Source organism: Azospirillum sp. VT-I1, from assembly GCF_055698305.1.
In genome coordinates this window covers 39623-59956 of sequence record NZ_CP168804.1, presented here as the reverse complement: position 1 = coordinate 59956, position 20334 = coordinate 39623, and the positions used below count along the sequence as shown (strand labels likewise).

Annotated in this window: 12 protein-coding genes; 11 read left to right on the top strand and 1 reads right to left on the bottom strand. The window is 72.1% G+C overall.

Annotated elements, in window-relative coordinates:
* Nucleotides 1-73: 73 nt before the first annotated feature.
* The 11 genes from AB8P05_RS22740 (at nt 74) to AB8P05_RS22690 (ending at nt 19266) form a co-directional block, all read left to right on the top strand.
* On the top strand, nt 74-3478 hold the full coding sequence (locus AB8P05_RS22740; protein ID WP_472760986.1) for a caspase family protein: 3405 nt from the start codon (nt 74-76) through the stop codon (nt 3476-3478).
* Nucleotides 3479-3640: 162 nt separating this feature from the next.
* Nucleotides 3641-5023 carry a type VI secretion system protein TssL, long form gene (tssL, locus tag AB8P05_RS22735; RefSeq protein WP_472760985.1) on the top strand — a complete coding sequence of 461 codons (1383 nt, stop codon included), beginning with the start codon at nt 3641-3643 and terminating at the stop codon, nt 5021-5023.
* A gap of 64 nt (nt 5024-5087) precedes the next feature.
* On the top strand, nt 5088-8597 hold the full coding sequence (tssM, locus tag AB8P05_RS22730; RefSeq protein WP_472760984.1) for a type VI secretion system membrane subunit TssM: 3510 nt from the start codon (nt 5088-5090) through the stop codon (nt 8595-8597).
* Nucleotides 8579-11248, top strand: a complete 2670-nt coding sequence (tagF, locus tag AB8P05_RS22725; RefSeq protein ID WP_472760983.1) for a type VI secretion system-associated protein TagF — start codon at nt 8579-8581, stop codon at nt 11246-11248. Before tssM ends, tagF begins: the two co-directional genes overlap by 19 nt.
* 67 nt (nt 11249-11315) lie before the next feature.
* Entirely contained in the window at nt 11316-11879 is a 564-nt protein-coding gene (locus AB8P05_RS22720) for a DUF4123 domain-containing protein (protein WP_472760982.1), read from the top strand.
* A gap of 24 nt (nt 11880-11903) precedes the next feature.
* Nucleotides 11904-12194, top strand: a complete 291-nt coding sequence (locus AB8P05_RS22715) for a PAAR domain-containing protein (RefSeq protein ID WP_472760981.1) — start codon at nt 11904-11906, stop codon at nt 12192-12194.
* A 43-nt stretch (nt 12195-12237) separates the two neighbouring features.
* Complete coding sequence (gene tagH / locus AB8P05_RS22710; RefSeq protein ID WP_472760980.1) at nt 12238-13863, top strand: type VI secretion system-associated FHA domain protein TagH; 1626 nt, start codon at nt 12238-12240, stop codon at nt 13861-13863.
* A 58-nt stretch (nt 13864-13921) separates the two neighbouring features.
* The gene (locus AB8P05_RS22705) at nt 13922-16249 is read left to right on the top strand and encodes a serine/threonine-protein kinase (protein ID WP_472760979.1); all 2328 of its coding nucleotides are present in this window, start codon (nt 13922-13924) and stop codon (nt 16247-16249) included.
* A gap of 8 nt (nt 16250-16257) precedes the next feature.
* Nucleotides 16258-17898 carry an alpha/beta fold hydrolase gene (locus AB8P05_RS22700; RefSeq protein ID WP_472760978.1) on the top strand — a complete coding sequence of 547 codons (1641 nt, stop codon included), beginning with the start codon at nt 16258-16260 and terminating at the stop codon, nt 17896-17898.
* A gap of 82 nt (nt 17899-17980) precedes the next feature.
* Nucleotides 17981-18745 (top strand): alpha/beta fold hydrolase, encoded by a 765-nt coding sequence (locus AB8P05_RS22695; RefSeq protein ID WP_472760977.1) that lies wholly within the window; start codon nt 17981-17983, stop codon nt 18743-18745.
* Nucleotides 18746-18873: 128 nt separating this feature from the next.
* The gene (locus AB8P05_RS22690) at nt 18874-19266 is read left to right on the top strand and encodes a hypothetical protein (protein ID WP_108549148.1); all 393 of its coding nucleotides are present in this window, start codon (nt 18874-18876) and stop codon (nt 19264-19266) included.
* Nucleotides 19267-19273: 7 nt separating this feature from the next.
* On the opposite strand, the gene AB8P05_RS22685 is transcribed toward AB8P05_RS22690, so the two are convergent.
* On the bottom strand, nt 19274-20224 hold the full coding sequence (locus AB8P05_RS22685; RefSeq protein WP_455174645.1) for a LysR family transcriptional regulator: 951 nt from the start codon (nt 20222-20224) through the stop codon (nt 19274-19276).
* Nucleotides 20225-20334: the final 110 nt, after the last annotated feature.

Genomic DNA, 20334 nt, shown 5'->3' with positions numbered 1-20334 from the left:
GCGCGGTCTGATAGGAGCTGACCGGCGGCGGGCCTTCGCGCGGAATGCGCGGGACCGCCGCCGGACGACACCAGTGCAAGCGGAACGGATGATGGCCGGCTGTCTTTCTCGCCTGAACGCGCGCCTGCGGCGCGGCGTTCTTCCCGCCGTCCTGCTGGGCGCGCTCCTCGGCACGCTGGCGGGGTCCTTCGCGGCCCGGCCGGTGCTGGCCGGTGACGCCTCGACGGGGGCGTTCCTGCGGATCGAGACCGGCGGCCACACCGCCCGCGTCAACCGGCTGGCCAGCGACGCCCAGGGCCGGCTGATCGCCACCGTTTCCAATGACAAGTCCCTGCGCCTGTGGGCGCGCGACGGCGGGGAGCCGCTGGGCGTCCTGCGCGTGCCGATTGAGGCGGGGGACGAAGGCGCGCTCTATGCCGTGGCCCTGTCGGCCGACGGGTCGCTGGCGGTCGCAGCCGGCAACACCGGGTCGAGCTGGGGCGACGGCGTCACGCTCTACCTGTTCGACGTCAAGGCGCAGCGGCTGAAGGCCCGGCTTCCGGGGCAGCCGCAGGTGCTGAACGACCTTGCCTTCTCCCCCGACGGGCGGTTCGTCGCCGGGGCCTTCGGCGGCACCGCCGGCATCCGTGTGTGGGACAGCTCCAGCTTCAAGCTGGTCGCCGAGGACACCGCCTATGAGGCGCGGGTGTCGGCGCTGGCCTTCGCGCCCGACGGGCGGCTCGCCACCGCGTCCTTCGACGGCAACGTCCGCCTCTATGACAGCAGCTTCAAGCCGAAGGCCAAGCGCAAGCCGGGCAAGGGCATGCCCTATTCGGTCGCCTTCTCGCCGGACGGGGCGCTGCTGGCGGTCGGCTATGCCGATCAGGCGCAGGTCGACGTGCTGGCCGCCGCCGACCTGAAGACGCGCCACAGCGCCAAGTCCACCGGGATTACCGGCGGCAGCTTCGCCGCGGTGGCCTGGGACGGCACGGCGCTGGTCGCCGCCGGCACCGCCACGGTGGACGGCAAGCGCAACGTGGTGCGGCGCTGGGCCGATGCCGGCAAGGGGGCCTATGCCGATACCCCCGCCGCGCGCGATTCCGTGACCCATCTGCTGGCCCTGCCGGGCGGCGGGGTTGCCTTCGCCGCCGCCGATCCGGGATGGGGCGTGATCGGCCCGGCCGGCGGGCTGCAGTTCGCCCGCATGGGCGACGTCGCCGACTACCGCGACATCCATCTCGGCCGTTTCGGCCTGTCCGACGACGGGCTGGTGCTGGAATTCGGAATGGAGCAGGGCGGCCAGCGCCCGATGCGCTTCGACGTGCTCGCCCGCAGCCTGACCCCGGCGCCGGACGCGCTGCCCGGCCTCGCCCGGCCCACGGCAGAGGGGCCGGGGATCGGCATCGCCGACTGGCGCAACACCCGCAACCCCAAGGTCAACGGCCAGCCGGTGAAGCTGGACAGCGGCGAATGGGCACGCAGCGTCACCGTGCTGGGCCGGCAGCGCCGCGTCCTGCTGGGCGGGGAGTTCAGCCTGCGCCTGCTCGACCCCACCGGGGCCGAGCTTGCCCGTGCCGAGGTTCCGGCCGCGGTGTGGGGCGTCGTCGCGTCGGCCGACGGGCGCGTCGCCGTGGCCGCGCTGGGCGACGGCACGCTGCGCTGGTACGCGTTGTCCGGCGGCACCCGCCCGCTGGAGGAGCTGGCGGCGCTGTTCCCGCACCGCGACGGCCGCCGCTGGGTGCTGTGGACGCCGGAAGCCTTCTTCGACCATTCCGAGAGCGGCGGCGAGACCCTGGTCGGCTTCCACCTGAACGACCCGAAGAAGAAGGGTCTCCAGTGGGTCGAGTTCAAGCAGGTCTACCGCGTTTTCAACGCCCCCGAACTGGTGCGCTCCAAGCTGCAGCAGACCGGTCAGGCGGAGATCGCCGCGCGGCTATCCGCTATCGGCGACATCCGCCTGCTGACCCAGCGCCGCCCGCAGGTGACCCTGCTGGATTACTGCACCGTGCCCGCCGCCAGCCGCGGCCTTGCGCTCGGCACCGGGGCGACGGACGCGGCCGCTGCTGCACCAACCGCACAAATCCAAGCTCCCGCGTCGCCTGCCGGTGCCGCCACCGTTCCGACGACCGCCGAAACCTGCCATCCGCTCGACATGACGCCGGTCAGCCGCGCCTTCGCCCGCGCCAAGGAGCCGGCGCCCGCCCCGCAGGCGGCGGCAAAGCCGGTTGCGCCGAAGCCCGTGCCGCAGTCGCCGGAGCTGGACGTCGCGGCGGAGGAGCCGCGCCTGTCGGTCACGCTGCCGGAGGGGATCGGCGCGGTGCGCCTGCGCTACCGGCTGGCCGACACCGGCGGCGGCATCGGGTCGGTGGATTTGTTCCGCAACGGCCGCAACGTCAGCGGCCAGGACACCTCCCGAGCCTTCGCCCGCGCCAAGGAACCGGCGCCCGCCGCGCAGCCGGCGCCGCAGCCCGCCGTTCAGGCCCAGCCTGCGCCCGGCGCCACGCCGGCGGACGCCAACAAGGACCAGCCCCCGCCGCCGGAGGAGCGCGTCAGCACCGTCCGCCTCGATCCCGGCAGCAACCGGGTGCAGATCCGCGCCTACAACGGCAGCGACGCGATCTATGAGCGCTCGCCGCTGGTCGATTTCGTGCTGCCGAAGCCGGTGGCGACCGCCGATGCGTCAACGGCCGGCGCCAAGACCGAGCGCGCCGCTCCGGCCAAGCCGCGGCTGATCACCTTCGTCGTCGGCATCGACAAGTACCGGCCGGAGGGCACGCAGTTGCGCTTCGCCCGCGCCGACGCCTCCTCCTTCGCCGAGGTGCTGGGCGGGCGGATCCCCGCCGGCTACGACCGGGAGCAGTCGCGGGCGCTGTCCAAGGCGCTCTATGACGAGCAGGCGAGCCGCGAGGCCGTGATCGCCGGGCTGGAGGATCTCGCCGTCAACGCGCGGGAGGAGGACACCGTCGTCCTCTACCTCGCCGGCCATGGCGTGATCGTGCCCTCGCCGAAGGATCCGTCGGTCAAGCTCTACCACTTCATCACCCAGAACGTGACCGCCGCAACCCCGCAGGCGATCAGCGAGCAGGGCCTGTCGGAGAAGGAGCTGAACCGGCTGGTCAGCGCCATTTCCGCCCGCAACGTGCTGGTGATGCTCGACACCTGCCATTCGGGCGCGGTGTCGGCCGGCACGGTCGACAAGCTGTACCAGGACATGGGGCAGCGCTACCTGCTGGCCGCCTCGTCGGAGCAGGAGGAGGCGCTGGACAGCTATGACGGCCGCAACGGCATCTTCGCCCATGCGGTGCTGGAAGGGCTGAAGGGCAAGGCGCTGCTGCCGGGGGACGAGGCGATCTACAACCTCACGCTCGGCCAGTATGTGAACCGCGCGGTGCCGCGTCTGGCGCGCGAGAAGAAGTGGAGCCAGTCCGCCATTTTCAAGACCGGCGGCAACGAGCTGAACCCCTTCCCGCTGGCGGCGCCGCAGCCGGTCCAACCCTGACGGGGCACCCCGGACGAGGAGGCGCGGAGGTACGGCAAACCGCCGCGCGTCCCCCGGATTCGCCGGCCAGAAATGGCTAGATAAACGTCGGTTAGTTCGTTCACAGTGTTTACAAAAGAGGGGCCGGACCGCTTTCGCGGCGGCGCGGGGATTGGGGTGGACATGCAAGGCGGCGATCAGTTTGGCGGCACGCCCGGACCGGAGACGGAACGCACGGTCCTGATGCCGACGCCGGGTGGCCGGCGCGCACCCGGTGCTCCCGGCGGGGAGCCGCCCGCCGCGGCGCGGGTGGAGGCGGTCGGCGTGCCGGGACCGGCGCTGGCCGGCATCTTCGCCGCCCGCTCACCGCTGGCCGCCGCCGCCTCGCCGGTGCTGCTGCTGGCGGCGCGGCTGAATGACGTGACCGGGGTTCCGGACCTGGAGTCTCTGCGCCAGCGCGTGATCTCCGCCCTGCGCGACTTCCAGCATTGGGTGACCAAGTCCGGCATGGACTCCGCGACCCAGGCGACCGCGCATTACGCGCTCTGCGCCCTGATCGACGACATCGTGCTGAACTCGCCATGGGGCAGCCAGAGTTCCTGGACGCGCCAGAACGTCACCAGCATGTTCCACAAGAACGTCGTCGGCGGCGACCAGTTCTATGAGCGGCTCGCCTCCGCCCGGCAGGATCCGGGGAAATACGGCGACCTGCTGGAGCTGATGTATCTCTGCCTGTCGCTGGGCTTCCGCGGCCGCTACCGCGTCGCCGGCCGGCAGGACAGCGAGCATGCCCGCATCCGCGAGGACGTCTACAACATCCTGGTGAAGCATCGCGGCTATGCCGACCGCATCCTCTGCCCGAACGCGGCGGCGCTGGCGATGGACTACCGTCCGCCGCGCAGCTCGCTGCCGGTCTGGGTGGCCGGGGCCGGCACGGCGCTGTTCCTGCTGCTGCTGTTCCTGGGCCTCAGCTTCCTGCTGAACGGCGCGTCGGACCGGCTGTTCGCCGGGATGGGCGGCCTGCCGCCGCACGGTGGTGTGGTGATCGAGACGCCGGCCCCGGTCAAGCTGGCGGAGGCCGCACCGCCGCCGCCGCAGATCGCCCCACCGCCCCCGCCGCAGACCACGCAGGTCCAGCGCGTGCGCAAGTTCCTGGAGCCGGAGATCGCCGAAGGGCTGGTCGAGGTGACGGAGGACGCGCTGTCCATCACCGTGCGCATGCGCGGCAGCAACCTGTTCGCCAGCGGCAGCGCCAGCCTGAACGACAAGGTGCGGGGATCGGTGCTGCGCGTCGGCCGCGCCGTGGCGGAGGAGCCGGGCGCGGTGCTCATCACCGGCCACACCGACAATGTGCCGATGACCGGCGGCGGGCGGCTGCGCTTCCCGTCGAACTGGCACCTGTCGAAGGCGCGCGCCGAGTCGGTGATGGCGGAGTTCGACCCGCTGTTCGCCGACAAGTCCCGCCTGAAGGCGGAGGGCAAGGCCGATACCGAGCCGGTGGCGTCCAACGACACGCCCGAAGGCCGGGCGGCGAACCGCCGCATCGACATCATCCTGAAGAAGTGAGCGGAGCCGTCCCGGACGGGGACGGTGCCAGCGGCCGGAAAAGATCAGGGACAGGGGTATCGGAATGAGTCGGCTGACCGCCATCTTGCTCTCCCGCGCAGTGCTGGGCTTCATCGGTGCGGCGATCGCGGCGGCGCTGATCGCGCTGCTGGCGCCGCTGGCCGGGCTGGAGATGCCCTGGCTGGCCGTGGCCGCCGCCGTGCCCTTCCCGATCCTGGCCGTCGTGCTGGTGCTGCTGAAGCGCCGCGACGCCAAGGCCGAGGAGCGGATGACGGCGGAGCTGACCGGCGGCACCGACGCGGCCCGCATGGCGGCGATGGACCAGGCCGACGAGGTCGCCGGCCTGCGCAAGACCTTCGCGGACTCGCTGGCCCTGCTGAAGGCCGGGCGCAAGCAGCGGGGGCTGGGCGACGGCTATCTCTATTCCACCCCCTGGTACGTCATCATCGGCCCGCCGGGTGCCGGCAAGACCACGGCCCTGCTGAAGAGCGGCCTGAACTTCCCGCTGGCCGACCATACGGGCGGCAAGCCGCTGAAGGGCGTCGGCGGCACCCGCCAGTGCGACTGGTGGTTCGCCGACGAGGCGATCTTCCTCGACACCGCCGGGCGCTACACCACCCAGGACAGCCACGAGGCGGTCGACCAGACCGGCTGGGGCGCCTTCCTGAAGCTGTTGAAGGACGCGCGGTCGCGCCAGCCGATCAACGGCGTGCTGGTGGCGATGGCGGTCCCCGACCTCGCCGCCGCCGGGCCGGAGGAGCGGGCGCAGCATGCCGCCGCCATCCGCCGCCGCCTGCGCGAGCTGTACGAGACCCTGAAGATCAAGGCGCCCGTCTATCTGCTGCTGACCAAGGCCGACCTGATCGCCGGCTTCAACGAGTTCTTCCACGACCTGAACCGGGACGAGCGCCGGCAGATCGTCGGCGTCACCCTGCCGGCGGCCGAAAGCGAGTTGGGCGATGCCGGCATGGCGACGCTGGGCAGCGAGCTGGACGGCATCGCCGGCCGGCTGTCCGCCCGCGCGGTCGACCGCATCCAGCAGGAGCATGCGCAGGAGCGCCGCGGCGCCATCTTCGCCTTCCCGTCGCAGCTGGCCTCCCTGAAGGAGCCGCTGCTGGATTTCGTCGCCGCCGCCTTCAAGGCCAACCGGTATGAGCCGGCGTTGCGGCTGCGCGGCATCTATTTCACCAGCGGCACCCAGGAAGGCACGCAGATCGACCGGCTGATCGGCGGGCTGGCCGAGAGCTTCGGCCTGCCGGCCGCACCCTTCCGCGGCGGCGCCGTCGCCGCCGGGCAGCAGCGCAGCTATTTCCTCGGCGGGCTGCTGAACGATCTGGTGTTCCGCGAGGCCAATCTGGTCGGCTTCGACCCGTCGGCGGAGCGGCGGCGCATCTGGGTGCCGCGCATCGCCTACGGCCTGTTCGGGCTGGTGACGGTCACCGCCACCGCCGCCTGGGTCGCCAGCTATCTCGGCAATGCCGGGCTGATCGAGCGCGAACAGCAGGCGGTCGACGCCTATCGCCCGAAGGCGGAGGCGCTGGCCGCCGGCACCGTCGCCGACGACGACATCCGCCGCGTGCTGCCGGTGCTGAACGAGCTGCGCGCCCTGCCGGCCGGCCACGACACGCTGGCGCTGAAGCAGAAGCTGGCGCTCGATTTCGGGCTTTACCAGGGCGACAAGCTGGAGGAAGCCGGCGACGCGCTCTACCGCCGTGCGGTCAACGGGCTGCTGGTGCCGCGCATGCTGGTGCGGGTGCAGCGCGACCTGCGCGACCGGCTGATCGCCGACGACGCCCCGGCGGTGGAGGCGCTGCTGCGGCTCTACCTGACGCTGGGCGGCGCCGGACCGGTCAATGGCGAGGAGGTGAAGGCCTGGACCGCCGGCTGGCTGCGCCGCGTCTCGCCCCCGCCGGGCGAGGACGAGACCAAGGCGATCCTCGGCCACATCGACGCCGGGCTGGGCGCCCCCGCCGGCCTGCCGAAGCTTAACCTCGACGCCGAACTGGTCCGGCAGGCGCGCGAGGTGCTGGCCCGCACGCCGCTGGCCGCCCGCGCCTATGCCGCCATCCGCGACGGCGAGGCCGCGCGCAAGCTGCCGGACTGGCGCCCGTCCGACCAGGCCGGGCCGGAAGGCGACCGGGTGTTCCGCCGCTCCTCCGGTGCGCGCTTCAGCGACGGCGTTCCGGGCTTCTACACCCTGCAGGGCTTCACCGGCGTGATGCTGCCGGGCCTGCCGGGCGCGGCGCGGTCGGTGCGCGACCTCAGCTGGCTGCTCGGCCCCCCGCGCGGGGAGGAGGCCGGGCCGGAGCTGGAGACGGCGGCACTGACCCTCTATCTGCGCGATTATGCCGGCCGCTGGGACGCTCTGCTGAACGACATCACCCTGGTGCCGGCGGCCAACCCGCAGGCGCTGGGCGAGGCGGTCAACATCCTGTCCGGCCGCAACTCTCCCCTGCAGAAGCTGCTGGCGGCGGTGGCCAACGAGACGACGCTGCAGCGCGTGCCGGAGGCGCCGGCCGGCGCCGCTCCCGCCGTGGCGGCGGTCGCCGCGGCGGTCGCCGACAGCGGCGTCGCCAAGCTGGTCAGCCAGATGGTGGACGACCGCTTCCGTCCGCTGAACGACTTCACCCGCAACAGCGGAAATGCCCGGCTGGAGGAGCTGCTGCGCCAGCTGGAGGGCGTGCACGCCGTGCTGGCCCGGCTGTCGCTGGGGGCGGGAAGCGGGCAGAAGCTGTTCGATCTGGCGGCCAGCGGCGGCGGCGAGGTGTTCCAGAAGCTCGCCACCGACATGGCCTATTACCCGCAGCCGGTCCGCCGCTGGACCGAAGAGCTGGTGGAGCAGGGCACGGCGCGCACGCTGAGCGGTGCCCGGTCGCAGATCAACGCGGAATGGCAGAGCACGGTGCTGCCCTGGTGCCGCCGCGCGCTGGACAACCGCTATCCCTTCGTCAAGGGCGCCTCGGCCGATGTCGGCATGGATGATTTCGCCCGGATGTTCGCCCCCGGCGGGCTGATCGACGCCTTCTTCACCAACCGGCTGCGCCCCTTCGTCGACACCACGCGGGAGCCGTGGCGCTGGCAGCCGTCGGCCGCCGACCTCGGCATTCCGTCGTCGGTGCTGCCGGCCTTCCAGCATGCGGCGATGATCCGCGACGCCTTCTTCCCCGACGGCGGTCGGGTGCCGTCGCTGCGCTTCGAGCTGCGCCCGACCTATCTCGGCGCCGGGGTGGAGCAGGTGGATCTGGACATCGACGGCCAGCGCATGACCTTCGCCCGCAACGCCACGCTGGCGCAGGGGCTGCAGTGGCCGAAGCCGGGCGGGGCGGGCGACCTGCGCGTCACCTTCACCGGCCAGCCGACCGAGCCGCCGGAGATGACCCAGCGCACCGGCAGCTGGGCATGGTTCCGCACGCTGGACGCCAACCGCGGCCGCAAGGGCTCGGTGCCCGACCGCATCCCGCTGAGCTTCGGCGCCGCCGGCAAGTCGGCCAGCTTCGACGTGCGGATGACCAGTGCCGTCAACCCCTTCTCGATCCGCGACCTCAAGGACTTCCGATGCCCGGACAGTCTGTGATGGGCCAGTCCGTGATCGGAAACACCGGCTGTTTCGGGAAGCTGCCGGCGCGTGGCGATTTCCTGCTGCGCGGGCTGCCGCGCAGCTTCGCCGACCCGTGGCACGACTGGCTGCTCGACGGGTTGCAGGCCAGCCGCGCCGCGCTGGGCGAGGGGTGGATGGACCGCTACCTCAACGCGCCGATCTGGCGTTTCACGCTGGAGGCCGGGGTCTGCGGGCCGCAGGCGGCGGCCGGCGTGATGATGCCCAGCGTCGACAAGGCCGGGCGGCAGTTCCCGCTGGCGCTGGTCGCCCTGTTCGCCCCCGGCCAGACCGTCGCCGGAGCCGAAACCGACGCCGCATGGTTCGAGGCGGCGGAGGAGCTGGCGCTGTCGGTCCTGACCCACACGCTGGACGTTGAGGCCTTCGTCGGCTCCGTCGCCGCCCTGTCGGTGCCGCAGCAGTCGGGAGCGGCTCCTTCTGCCGGCGCCCGCTGGTGGACGCTGGGCGGGGAGGGCGTGGCGGAGCAAGGCTTTACCACCGCCGGCCTGCCGCCGGCGGCATCCTTCGTCGATTTCCTGACCGGCCGTGCCGAGGAGGAGGGCGTGATGCAGTTCACGCAGGACGACCGTCTGCTGTCGCTGGAAACCCCGGCCGGACCCGACGTGCTGCTGGTGGAGCGGGTGCAGGGGCGCGAGGCGCTGTCCAGCCCCTTCCTCTACCGCATCGACGCGCTCGGCCCCATCGAGCCGCTGGCGGCCGAGACCATCGTCGGCAACAGCGTCAACATCGGCTTCCGCCAACTGGACGGGCAGCGCCACTACGTCAACGGCATCGCGCGCTCGCTCGGCGTCGGCGTGCCGGTGGGGCGCGACCAGCGCTATTACACGATCGAGGTGGTGCCCTGGCTGTCGCTGCTGTCCTATACCAGCGATTGCCGCATCTTCCACAGCCTGGGCGGCGGCGGGCCGATGGCGGTGCCGAAGATCGTCGAGACGATCTTCCAGGAATTCGGCTTCTCCAACTTCGAATTCCGCAGCCTGAGCGGCACCTACCAGCCGCGCGAGTACTGCGTCCAGTACAACGAAACCTATTTCGACTTCATCAGCCGGCTGCTGGAAGAAGAGGGCATCTATTACTACTTCGCGCATGAACGCGACCGCCACAAGCTGATCCTGTCGGACAGCGCCGCCGGCTATGCCAAGCTGTCGCCGGCCACCCTGCGCTTCAACCCGAGCGGCCAGTATGCCGACCAGATCGAGCGGTGGGAGCGGGTCTATTCCATCGCGTCGGGCCGCTGGGCGACCAAGGACTACGACTTCCAGGCGCCGCGCACCGCGCTGGACAGCGGCGAGGCGTCGGTCGCCAAGGTGCCGGTTTCCACCAAGTATGAGCTGTTCGAATATCCCGGCCGCTTCGCCACGCGCGACGCCGGATCGGCGCTCGCCCGCCGCCGGATGGAGACGGAGGAGCGCGGGCTGGAGGGGGTGCGCGGCGTCGGCGCCTGCCGCAGCCTGCATCCCGGCATGACCTTTGCCCTGACCGAACACCCGATAGCGGCGGAGAACAACCAGCCCGTGGTGGTGGCGGAACTGGAGTTCGATGCCTGCAACGAGGGCTTCCTGCCCGGCGACAAGCGCAAGGCGTCCTACGGCAACAGCTTCCGCGCCCTGCCGGCCAAGGCGGTGGTGCGGCCGGCGCGGCGGACGCCCAAGCCGTCGGTGCGCGGCATCCAGACCGCCTTCGTCGTCGGCCCGGCGGGGGAGGAGATCTACACCGACAAGTTCGGCCGCATCATGGTGCAGTTCCATTGGGACCGACGCGGCCGGTCGGACGAGAAAAGCTCCTGCTGGATCCGGGTGGCGCAGAGCTGGGCCGGGCACCAGTGGGGCATGCAGACGGTGCCGCGCATCGGCATGGAGGTGCTGGTCGATTTCGTCGACGGCGACCCCGACCGCCCGATGGTGATCGGCGTCGTCAACAACGCCGACGCGCTGCCGACCTACGCCCTGCCCGAACACAAGACGCGCTCCGGCATCAAGACTCGCAGTTCGCCCGGCGGGCGCGGCTTCAACGAAATCCGCTTCGAGGACAAGGCCGGCAAGGAGCAGGTCTTCGTCCATGCCCAGCGCGACTACGACCTGCGCATCGGCCATGACAGCCGCACGTCCGTGGCGTCAGGCCAGCATGTGAACGTCGCCGGCGGCCTGTGGGAGTGGGTGGGCAAGAACCACCACGCGACGGTGGACGGCGACCATGTGGAATCCATCGGCGGCGGCGTGTCGCGCACGGTGGGCGTCGACCTGCACGACAAGATCGGCACCAACTATGCCGTCCATGCCGGGGCGAATCTGTGCCTGGAGGCCGGTGCCTCGCTGACGCTGAAGGTGGGCGGCAACTTCATCACGCTGAGCCCGGCCGGCATCGCCATGAACGGCACCATGGTGCTGATCAACAGCGGCGGTGCCGCCAACGGGCTGAGCGCCTCGCCGGCCAAGCCGGACAAGCCGTCGCCCGCCGACAAGGACAAGGGCGGGACGATCCCGGCCCCGCCGAAGGCGAAGCTGCCGCGCCCGGCGCAAAGTCACACCCCGAAGACCGCGGCCCAGGCCATGGTGATGCGCAGCGCCGCCGCGTCCAACACGCCGCTGTGCGAGATCTGCCAGACATGAACCCAGGCATGAATTCAGGCACAGGCAGGGCGATGACGGAGCCTTCCCCCGCCGGTCCCCGCAGGAGGTGATAGCGCGCCTCGGCCATCATCTGTGGCCGCCGGGGGATGAGGCGCGCGCGCTCTACATGATCGTCGATGCGGCCCGCGATCCCGGCCTCTATCCCGGCCTGCTGGCGCGGGAGGAGGAGGCCGACATGCGCTCCCTCTACCAGGGCGACACGGCGAGCGAACTGGCGGAGGTGGCGCCCTATCTGGTCCGGCTGACGCGCGGCAGCGCCGTCGCCGACTGGCTGGTGGGGGAGGGCTGGGGCCGCGGCTGGGGCATCCTGGTGCAGGCCGACGGCGACATCGAAGCGGTGCGCCGCCATTTCCGCAAATTCACCATCGTCAACGGCGAGGGCGGGGCGACCTACCTGTTCCGCTTCTACGATCCGGCGGTGCTGGGCAGCTTCCTGCCGATCAGCGACGAGGCCCAGCGCGCCGCATTGTTCGGCCCCGGCATCCGGTTCATGATGGAGGATGCGGGCGCCGACGCGCTGGTCCTGTTCGAATCGGTGAACGGCGACCTGCGCCGCGTCGAAATTCCGCTGCGGACCACCCCAGGCGCAGACGCGCCCCGTATCCGCTGATCCCGAGGCCGGAGGAGACCGCCCATGCCGCCCGCCGCGCGCCTGACCGACATGCACACCTGCCCGATGACGACCGGCCCGGTCCCGCATGTCGGCGGCCCCATCGTCAGCCCGGGCGTGCCGGCGGTCCTGATCGAGTTCCTACCGGCCGCGGTGGTCACGGACATGTGCGTCTGTGTCGGCCCGCCGGACGTGATCGTGAAGGGATCGGCGACGGTGATGGTCGGCGGCCGGCCGGCGGCGCGGCTGGGCGACCAGACCGCCCATGGCGGGGTGATCGTGACCGGGGCGCCGACGGTGGTGATCGGCGGCTGACCGCCGGGCAAGAGGGTTCTGGCAGCGGGGTGGAGAGCGTGGAATGCTGAGGCTGAGGATCGTTTCGGACCATCGGGCGTCGCTGGGCGGCAATGCCGAGAAGACGCTGCATGGCGGCGACCTCACCGTCGGGCGCGGGGTCGAGAATGGCTGGATCCTCCCCGATCCCGACCTGCTGCTGTCGCGCCAGCACTGCGTCTTCGAGAAGACCGGGGCTGGCTACCGGGTGATCGACACCAGCACCAACGGCGTCTTCCTCAACGGGTCAGACCGGCCGCTCGGCCGCAATGTGCCGGCCGATCTGAGGTCGGGCGACCGCGTCCGCATCGGCCGCTTCATCATCGAGGCGACGGTGGAGTCGCTGTCCGCCCCCAGCTTCACCGAGATCTCCGGCGCCTTCCGGCTGGGCGGGACGGAGGCCGCAGCCGATCCCTTCGGTCCCCATTCCTCCGTCACGCCCCCGGCCCATGCCGCGGCACCGGACCAGTTCGACGAGATGTTCGCCGATCCCGCGGTGCGCCCGTTCGAACACCAGCCGCTGCGGTCGGAGGAAGCGCCCTTCGATGCCTGGACCGCCTCCAGCAGCGGTGCGGCCCCGCGCGAACGGGCGGAGGACTGGCGGTTCGGCACGGTGGACGACCATTCCGACCCGCTGAACCAGTCGCTGTCGATCGGCGTGTCCTACCAGCAGCCGGCCCAGCAGCCGGCCGCGACGCCGCAGCCCTCGGGCGGCGGAATCCCCGACGACTGGGACGACGAGCTGTTCGCCCCGCCGAAACCGGCGTCTCCGGCCTTTCCGGATCCGGTTTTTCCCGCCGCGGCGAAGGCGGCCCAGCCTTTGCCGGAAGACTGGAACATCGACGAGACGCTGCCCGATCCGGCGGCCGACCCGCTGCCGGCGGAGCCGTTGCGCGCGGAACCGCCGCCTGTCCGGATGGCTGAACCGATCCCGTTGCCGGACGACTCCGTCATCGTTCCGCACGCGGCGCAGCAATTCGCCCCGCCGCCGCCCGTGACCGCGGCCCCTTCCGCGCCCGTTGCCGCGCCTGCCGCCGACGCGGGTGCGGCGCTCGCCGCCTTCTATGAGGGGTTCGGCGCGCCATTGCCGCCGGAGGGGCTGCCCGACCCGAACGCGATGATGCGCAGCCTGGGCGAGGCGCTGCGCGCCAGCCTGGGGGCGCTGCATGGCTCGCTGCGGGCGCGCTCCCGCTTCAAGGACGAATTCCATCTGGAGCAGACCAGCTTCCGCCCGGCGGGGGAGAACCCGCTGAAGCGCTGCGAGACGCTGGACGAGGCGGTGTCGGTGCTGGCCAACCCGCGCCTGCGCGGCTTCCTGCCGATGGCCGACGCGGTGCGCGAGGCGGCGAGCGACGTGCAGGTCCACCACCTCGCCTATGCCGCGGCACTGCAGACCGCGCTGAAGCAGGTGGTCGCCAAGTTCGATCCCGGCGCGCTCAGCCAGCGGCTGGAGACGCGGCTGCTCGACAGCATCGTCCCGGCGGCGCGCAAGGCCCGCTATTGGGACCAGTACGAGGCGCTCTACAAGGATCTGGTGGTCGAGCTGGAAGAGGATTTCGACCGGGTCGTCGGCGATGCCATCGCCCGCGAATACGACCGCTTCGTGCGCGGGGATACCGGCGGTGCTCGGGAGGGCGGAAAGCCCGACTGATCCGCCGCCGCTCCATCCTCCGCCGCCTGCCCCTTCCCGAACCGGACCGCTTCCCGCCATGGCCCAGACCCCCGACGAGACCCCCGACGACCGCGCCGCCGACGGCCACGAGCCCACCGCCATCCTGCCGGCGGCGACCGGGGGCGCGAGTCAGGGGATGGATGCCGAGGCGACGAGGCTGACCACGCCGCCGGCCGCTGCCACGTCGGTGCCGGGGGCCTCCGTCGCTCCCACGTCGGTCACCTCATCTTCCGTCACCTCATCCTCCGTCACTGCGTCGTCCGTCTCCGGCGTCGAGGCGTCGGGCGGGCGGGGGGCGCCGGCGCCCATCGGGCCGGGCACCCTGCTGAGCCACACCTACGAGGTGGCGGGACTGATCGCCCGCGGCGGCATGGGCGAGGTTCACCGCGCCCGCCATGTCGACATGAACACCTGGCATGCGGTGAAGGTGATCCGGCCGGAACTGGCGCAGGACGCCAAGATGGTCGAGCTTCTGCGGCGCGAGGCGGCGGCGCTGCGCGAGATCCGGCACGAGGCGGTCGTGTCCTACGACGGCGTCTTCCGCGACGAGTATGGCCGGATCCTGCTGTCGATGGAGTATCTCGACGGGCCGTCGCTGCAGGAGGTGCTGCAGGGCGGGCCGCTGGACCCGGATGACGTCGCCATCCTGCTCGACCGCATCGCCTCGGGGCTGGCGGCGGCGCACCAGCGCGGTATCGTCCACCGCGACATGTCCACCGACAACGTCATCCTGCCCGGCCGCGGGATCGCCAACGCCAAGATCATCGATTTCGGCATCGCCAAGCAGACCGCCGGCGGGGCGGGGACCGTCATCGGCGACGCCTTCGCCGGCAAGTACGGCTATGCCTCGCCCGAGCAGTTCGGGCTGTTCGGCGGGCAGGTCGGGCCGCAGTCGGACATCTACAGCGCCGGTCTCGTGCTGGCCGCGGCGGCGCTCGGCCGGCCGCTGGACATGGGCCGCACGCCGCAGGCGATGATCGAGCGGCGCATGGCGGTGCCCGACCTGTCGGCGCTGGACGAGCCGCTGCGCGGGGTCCTGTGCTCCATGCTGGAACCGGACCCGCAGAACCGCGCCAGGACGATGACGGAGCTGGTCGGCGCGCTGACCCGCCGCCCGGCGGAGATCACGCCCTTCGACGCCACCCCCTTCCCGGCCGCGACCCCGGCGGCGGAGGAGAAGCCGAAGCCGGTGGCGGCCGACAGGCCGGCGAAGACCGCCCAGGCGAAAACCGTAGAGGCGCCGGCCGGGCCGACGAAGAAGGCGCCGGTCGGGCTGATCGCCGGTGGCGTCGGCGGTCTGGTGGCGGCCGGCGTCGCCGGTTTCCTGCTGTTCGGACAGTCGCAGCCGCCGGCCCAACCGACGGCGCAACAATCGACGGCGCAGGCGCCGGTGAAGGAGGTCGCGGCTCCCGCGACTCCCGCCCCCACAACTCCCGCCGCCCCGCCGCCGGCCATGACGACGGCGCCGCTGGGCGCGCCCACCCCTCCGGCACCATCCCCATCCCCGTCTCCAACGCCTGCGGAGCCCGTGAAGGCGGAGGTGCCGGCTCCCGCCGTTCCCGTGCCGCCGCTGCCGGTCACTCCGGCCGTCCAGACCGTCGCACCGCCCGCACCTTCGCCAACCCCCGCACCGGCCCAGGTCGTGCCGGCCGCGGTTCCGGCCGCTCCGCCTGTGCCGACGATCACGCTGGCCGAGGCCCGCAAGAGGGTGGAGGCCGCGGCGGGCGGCTTCACCTGCTCCGGTGTCAGGGCGGTGGAGACCGGCAAGGGCCTGCGGATCGGCGGTTATGTCGGCAGCGATGCCGATGCCGGCGCGTTGAAGGCGGCGATCACCGGCCTGCCGGGCGGCGTCGACATCGACGCGCGCGTCGCCGTCCGCCCCTGGCCGCTCTGCGAGGCGCTGGGCGTCGCCGGGCTGCCGGCCCGGGCGGAGGGGCAGGGGGCCGATGCGCTGGGGCTGGGCCTCAACCGGCCGTCGATGGTCTATCGCCAGGGCGAAAAGCTGGAGGTCACGGTGACCCCCGGCATGTCGGGCTATCTGACCGTCGATTACATCGACATCGAAGGCAACGCGATCCACATGGTGCCGATGCGCCTGCGCCGCGACGACCGCGTCGATGCCGGCCGCCCCATTACGCTGGGGGTCGCGAGGTCGGCCAGCGACCGCGTCTACACCATTGCGCCGCCCTATGGCCCGGCGATGATCCTGGCGCTGGTGACGCGCGAGCCGCTGTTTCCGGCGGAGCGCGAGGAGGTGGAGCCGGCCGGCTCCTATCTGGCGAACCTGCGCGCGGCCATCGCCAAGGCCGAGGCGAAGGGGACCGTCGTCGTCCAGTCCGCCTTCTTCACCACCGTGGCCGAGTAGCCCGGCCGATGGACAGCGGCGGTCGGCGTCTCGCCGTCATCGGCGGCGCACTGGCGCTCTGTGCGCTGGCGGGCGGGTTTCTGGGGATCGGCATCGACTGGCTGGCCGGACCCAAGGGGCCGCCGCCGGTCGTGGTCGTGGAGCCGCCGCCGCCGATTCCGGTCCCAAGCGCCGTTCCGGCCGCAGGGATCCCGGCCGCAAGTCCGGCGCCCACCCAGCGTCCGGCGCTCTCGGACCTGTCATGCCCCGCGGGCTTGCCCGATGGGCTGGCGCCACGTTGCCACGGCCTGCGGGTGCCGTCGGACTGGCGGCGACCTGACAGCCTGCCGCTCGACCTGTTCGTGATGGTGCTGCCGGCGCTGAACGGCGCGCCGGCCGCCGATCCGGTGGTGCTGCTGGCCGGCGGGCCGGGGCAGGGCGGCAGCGACGATCCGCGCGGCACCGCGGCGATGCTGGCGCCGATGCTCGCGACCCGTGACGTCATCCTGGTGGACCAGCGCGGCACCGGCCGGTCGGCGCCGTCGCTGCGCTGCCCGGCGCTCGACCCGCTGCGCGCCTGGTTCGGCGGCGTGACGGCGGAGGATGCCGTCGCCTGCCTGGATCCGCTGCGCCGCGCCGGCTACCGGCTGGAGGATTTCGACAGCGGGCAGAGTGCGGCGGACCTGCGGGCGCTGCGCGGTGCGCTGGGGGTGGAGCGCTGGAACGTCGTCGCGACCTCCTATGGCGGGGTGCTGGCCCAGGCGCTGCTGCGCGTCGATGGGGCGGCGGTGCGCAGCCTCGTGCTGAACTCCCCGGCGGCGCCGGATGCGACATGGCTCGACCTCGACCGGCTGACCGCCATCCGGCAGGCCCATCGCCGGATGGTGGAGGATTGCGCCGCCCAGCCCGATTGCGCCCGCGCCTTCCCCCAGCTTGGGCAGGCGGTGGAGCGGCTGGCCGCGGCGCTGGAACGGCGGCCGCTGGAGCTTCGCCTGCGCCATCCCGGCACCGGGCGGGAGAGCGACCTGCAACTCACCTGGCCGATGTTGGCGAGTGTATTGGCCCTGCGGCTGGGCAGTGCGGACGGGATGGTGGTGGTCCCGGCCCTGCTCGACCATCTCGACCGCGCCGTCATGCGGGCTGGCGGAACGGTGCGGCTGGAGGATGCGGCGGCCCTGTCGCTGGTGGTGCCGCCGGGCATCTGGGGGGTGCTGGACAGCCTCGCCTATGGGCTGAACCTGACGGTGGGATGCCGGGAGAACCGTCCGCGCATCGATGCCGCCGCCGCCCGGCGCGCCGCGGCCGACCTGCGCCCCCATGTGGTGGCGGATGCGGTGGAGACCGATTACGACGCCGCCTGTCCGGTGCTGAACCTGCCACCGGTGGATGCGTCCTTCTACCGGCCGGTCGAGTCCGACGTGCCGGCGCTGATCCTGACCGGCGCCTACGACACCTTCACCGTCCCGGCGCGGGCGGAGGCGATGGGGCGCAGCCTGCATCTGGCGACGCTGATGTCCTTCCGCGGCATCGGCCATGACGTGCTGGGCGTCAGCCCCTGCGGCCGGGCCGCCGCCGCCCGCTTCGTCGAGACGCTGTCCACCGGCGACACCGGGGCCTGCGTCGAACGGCTGCTGCCGCCGACCTTCGCCACCCGGCTGCCCGGACGGTGAGGCCGCCAGCCCCCTCCTGCGGACGCTCCTGGCCGCCGCGCTGCTGCTGCCGGCCGGCTGCGCCGCGGTCCCGCGGGAGCAGGTGGCGGCGGTGAACGAGGCGGCCGGGGCCGCCGGCCTGCTGCCGCGGCGCTTCGCGGCGGCGCCCTTCACGCTGGCAGGCTGGCTGCGCTCCGGCACGGCGGGTCCGCTGCTGGTCTATATCGAGGGCGACGGCCGGGCCTGGAACAGCCCGACCGAGCCGTCGCGCGATCCGACCCCCTTCAACCCGGTGGCTCTGTCGCTGGCGCTGACCGACCCGGCGCCGCGGCTGCTCTATCTCGCGCGGCCCTGCCAGTATGGCGGGGTGGCGACCGACGCCGCCTGCTCCACCCGCATCTGGACCTCCCACCGTTATGCGCCGGAGGTGATCGCCGCCCTCGGCCGCGCGCTGGACGAGGCGAAGCGGCAGAGCGGGGCGGACCGGCTGGTGCTGGTCGGCTATTCCGGCGGTGGAGTGGCGGCGGCTCTGCTGGCGGCGCGGCGCAGCGACGTGGCGGCGCTGGTGACGGTGGTGGCGCCGCTCGACCTCGCGGGCTGGGCGGCGGCGAAGCGGCTGACGCCGCTGACCGGATCCCTCGACCCGGCGCGGGAAACCGGGCGGCTGGCCGTGGTGCCGCAATGGCACATCGCCGGTGGCAACGACCGGGTGGTGCCGTCGGAAGTGGTGCGCGGCTTCGGGACCCGTGTCGGCGCGCCGGTGCGGGTGGTGCCGGGGATGGAGCATGACGGCGACTGGGCGGCGCTGTGGCCGTCGCTCAGGGCCGCATTTCCGGCGTCGCTGGGGTCGGGACAAGCCGGGTCTTAACGATTTCACCGCCGGCCCCTGCGGGCGTCCATTGCCAGACGCGGGCGCAAACACTATGATTCCGCAGGTGCAACCCGGGTGTCCGCAGGGGCGAGACCCGTACCGCTTGAGACGATCGGAAGACCCGTATGGACGCTCACGACCTTTCCCTGGACGACAACGGCACGATCCAGGCCATCGGCATCCTCGCCGACGTGCTGGACGGGGTGGAGGGGCCGGGCGGTCTCGACACGGTGCTAGTGTCCAAGGCTCTGCGTCAGGTGATCGCCACCAAGTCGCAGCCGGCCTTCGAATTCGCCTCCCGTGCCTTCAACACGCTGGACCCGTCGGTGCGCCGCCAGGTGGCGGAAAGCGCGGACGAGGCGGCGCACCATGCGGTGGAACTGCGCGGCCGGGTCGGCGGCTTCCTGTCGACCGCCCCGAAGAAGCCGGTGCCCCAGGGCCCGGTGGTCGGCCAGCAGCCGAACTTCATCACCGCACTGAACCTGCGCTCCCGCCGCCGGCCGAATTCTCCGTCATAAGGATCCTTCAGCCGGCCTCCTGCGGCCTCATTTCCTGCGGCAGCGTGTCGAGCAGCGCGCAGTCCCAATAGGGGCGCGGGCCGAAGCGCTGGACCAGGAAATCGACGAACACCCGCACCTTCGGCGACAGGTGGCGGTTCTGCGGATAGACCGCGTTGACCGACAGTTCCGTCGGGATGTGCCGGTGCAGCACGCTGACCAGTTCGCCGCGGGTCAGAGCCTGTCCGCACAGGAAGGTCGGCGACATGATGAAGCCGACGCCGGACATCGCCGCCTCGCGCAGCAGGTCGCCGTTGTTGCTGCGGATCGGGCCGGAGACGCGGATGTTGCGCGTCTCGCCATCCACCGTGAACTGCCAGACGTCGGGCGTCGGCACGTTGGTGTAGAGCAGGCAGCTGTGCCGGGCGAGATCGTCCGGCGTTTCCGGCACCCCGTGCTTCTGCAGATAGGCCGGGCTGGCGCACAGCGCGATGCGGGCCGGCGCCAGCCGCCGGGCGATCAGCGAGCTGTCGCGCAGCCGCCCGATGCGGACCGCCAGATCATAGCCCTCGTCCACCAGATCGACCGTGCGGTCGTTCAGGTCCATGTCGATCTCGATGGCGGGATAGCGCTCCAGGAACTCCGCCACCGCCGGGGCCAGATGAATGATGCCGAAGCTGACCGGCGCGTTCAGCCGCAGCCGGCCGCGCGGGGCGGCATGCAGGTCGGCCACCGCCTGCTCCGCCTCCTCCAGATCGGCGAGGATGCGGGTGCAGCGCTCGTAATAGGCCTGCCCCACCTCGGTCAGGCTGAGCTTGCGGGTGGTGCGGTTCAGCAGGCGCGCGCCGAGCCTGTTCTCCAGCTCGCCGATGCGGCGGGAGACCACGGACTTCGACAGGTTGAGCCTGTCGGCGGCGGCGGTGAAGCTCTTGGTGTCCACCACCTTGATGAAGGCGAGCATGTCGTCGAGGCGATCCATGGCATTGTTGTACACCCGGAAACAATGAGGTGCCAAGATCCGGCATTACCGGAAGCGCCGCCGCGCCCTATTTCTGGTGTCACCGCCGGGCCGGAACCGGCCGCGGCGGC

Excerpts from the sequence above, each read along its gene's own strand:
- AB8P05_RS22685 (WP_455174645.1), bottom strand. The coding sequence starts at position 20,224 with ATGGATCGCCTCGACGACATGCTCGCCTTCATCAAGGTGGTGGACACC.
- AB8P05_RS22705 (WP_472760979.1), top strand. The coding sequence starts at position 13,922 with ATGGCCCAGACCCCCGACGAGACCCCCGACGACCGCGCCGCCGACGGC.
- tagF (WP_472760983.1), top strand. The coding sequence starts at position 8,579 with ATGCCCGGACAGTCTGTGATGGGCCAGTCCGTGATCGGAAACACCGGC.
- AB8P05_RS22700 (WP_472760978.1), top strand. The coding sequence starts at position 16,258 with ATGGACAGCGGCGGTCGGCGTCTCGCCGTCATCGGCGGCGCACTGGCG.
- tssL (WP_472760985.1), top strand. The coding sequence starts at position 3,641 with ATGCAAGGCGGCGATCAGTTTGGCGGCACGCCCGGACCGGAGACGGAA.
- AB8P05_RS22715 (WP_472760981.1), top strand. The coding sequence starts at position 11,904 with ATGCCGCCCGCCGCGCGCCTGACCGACATGCACACCTGCCCGATGACG.
- tagH (WP_472760980.1), top strand. The coding sequence starts at position 12,238 with ATGCTGAGGCTGAGGATCGTTTCGGACCATCGGGCGTCGCTGGGCGGC.
- AB8P05_RS22690 (WP_108549148.1), top strand. The coding sequence starts at position 18,874 with ATGGACGCTCACGACCTTTCCCTGGACGACAACGGCACGATCCAGGCC.
- tssM (WP_472760984.1), top strand. The coding sequence starts at position 5,088 with ATGAGTCGGCTGACCGCCATCTTGCTCTCCCGCGCAGTGCTGGGCTTC.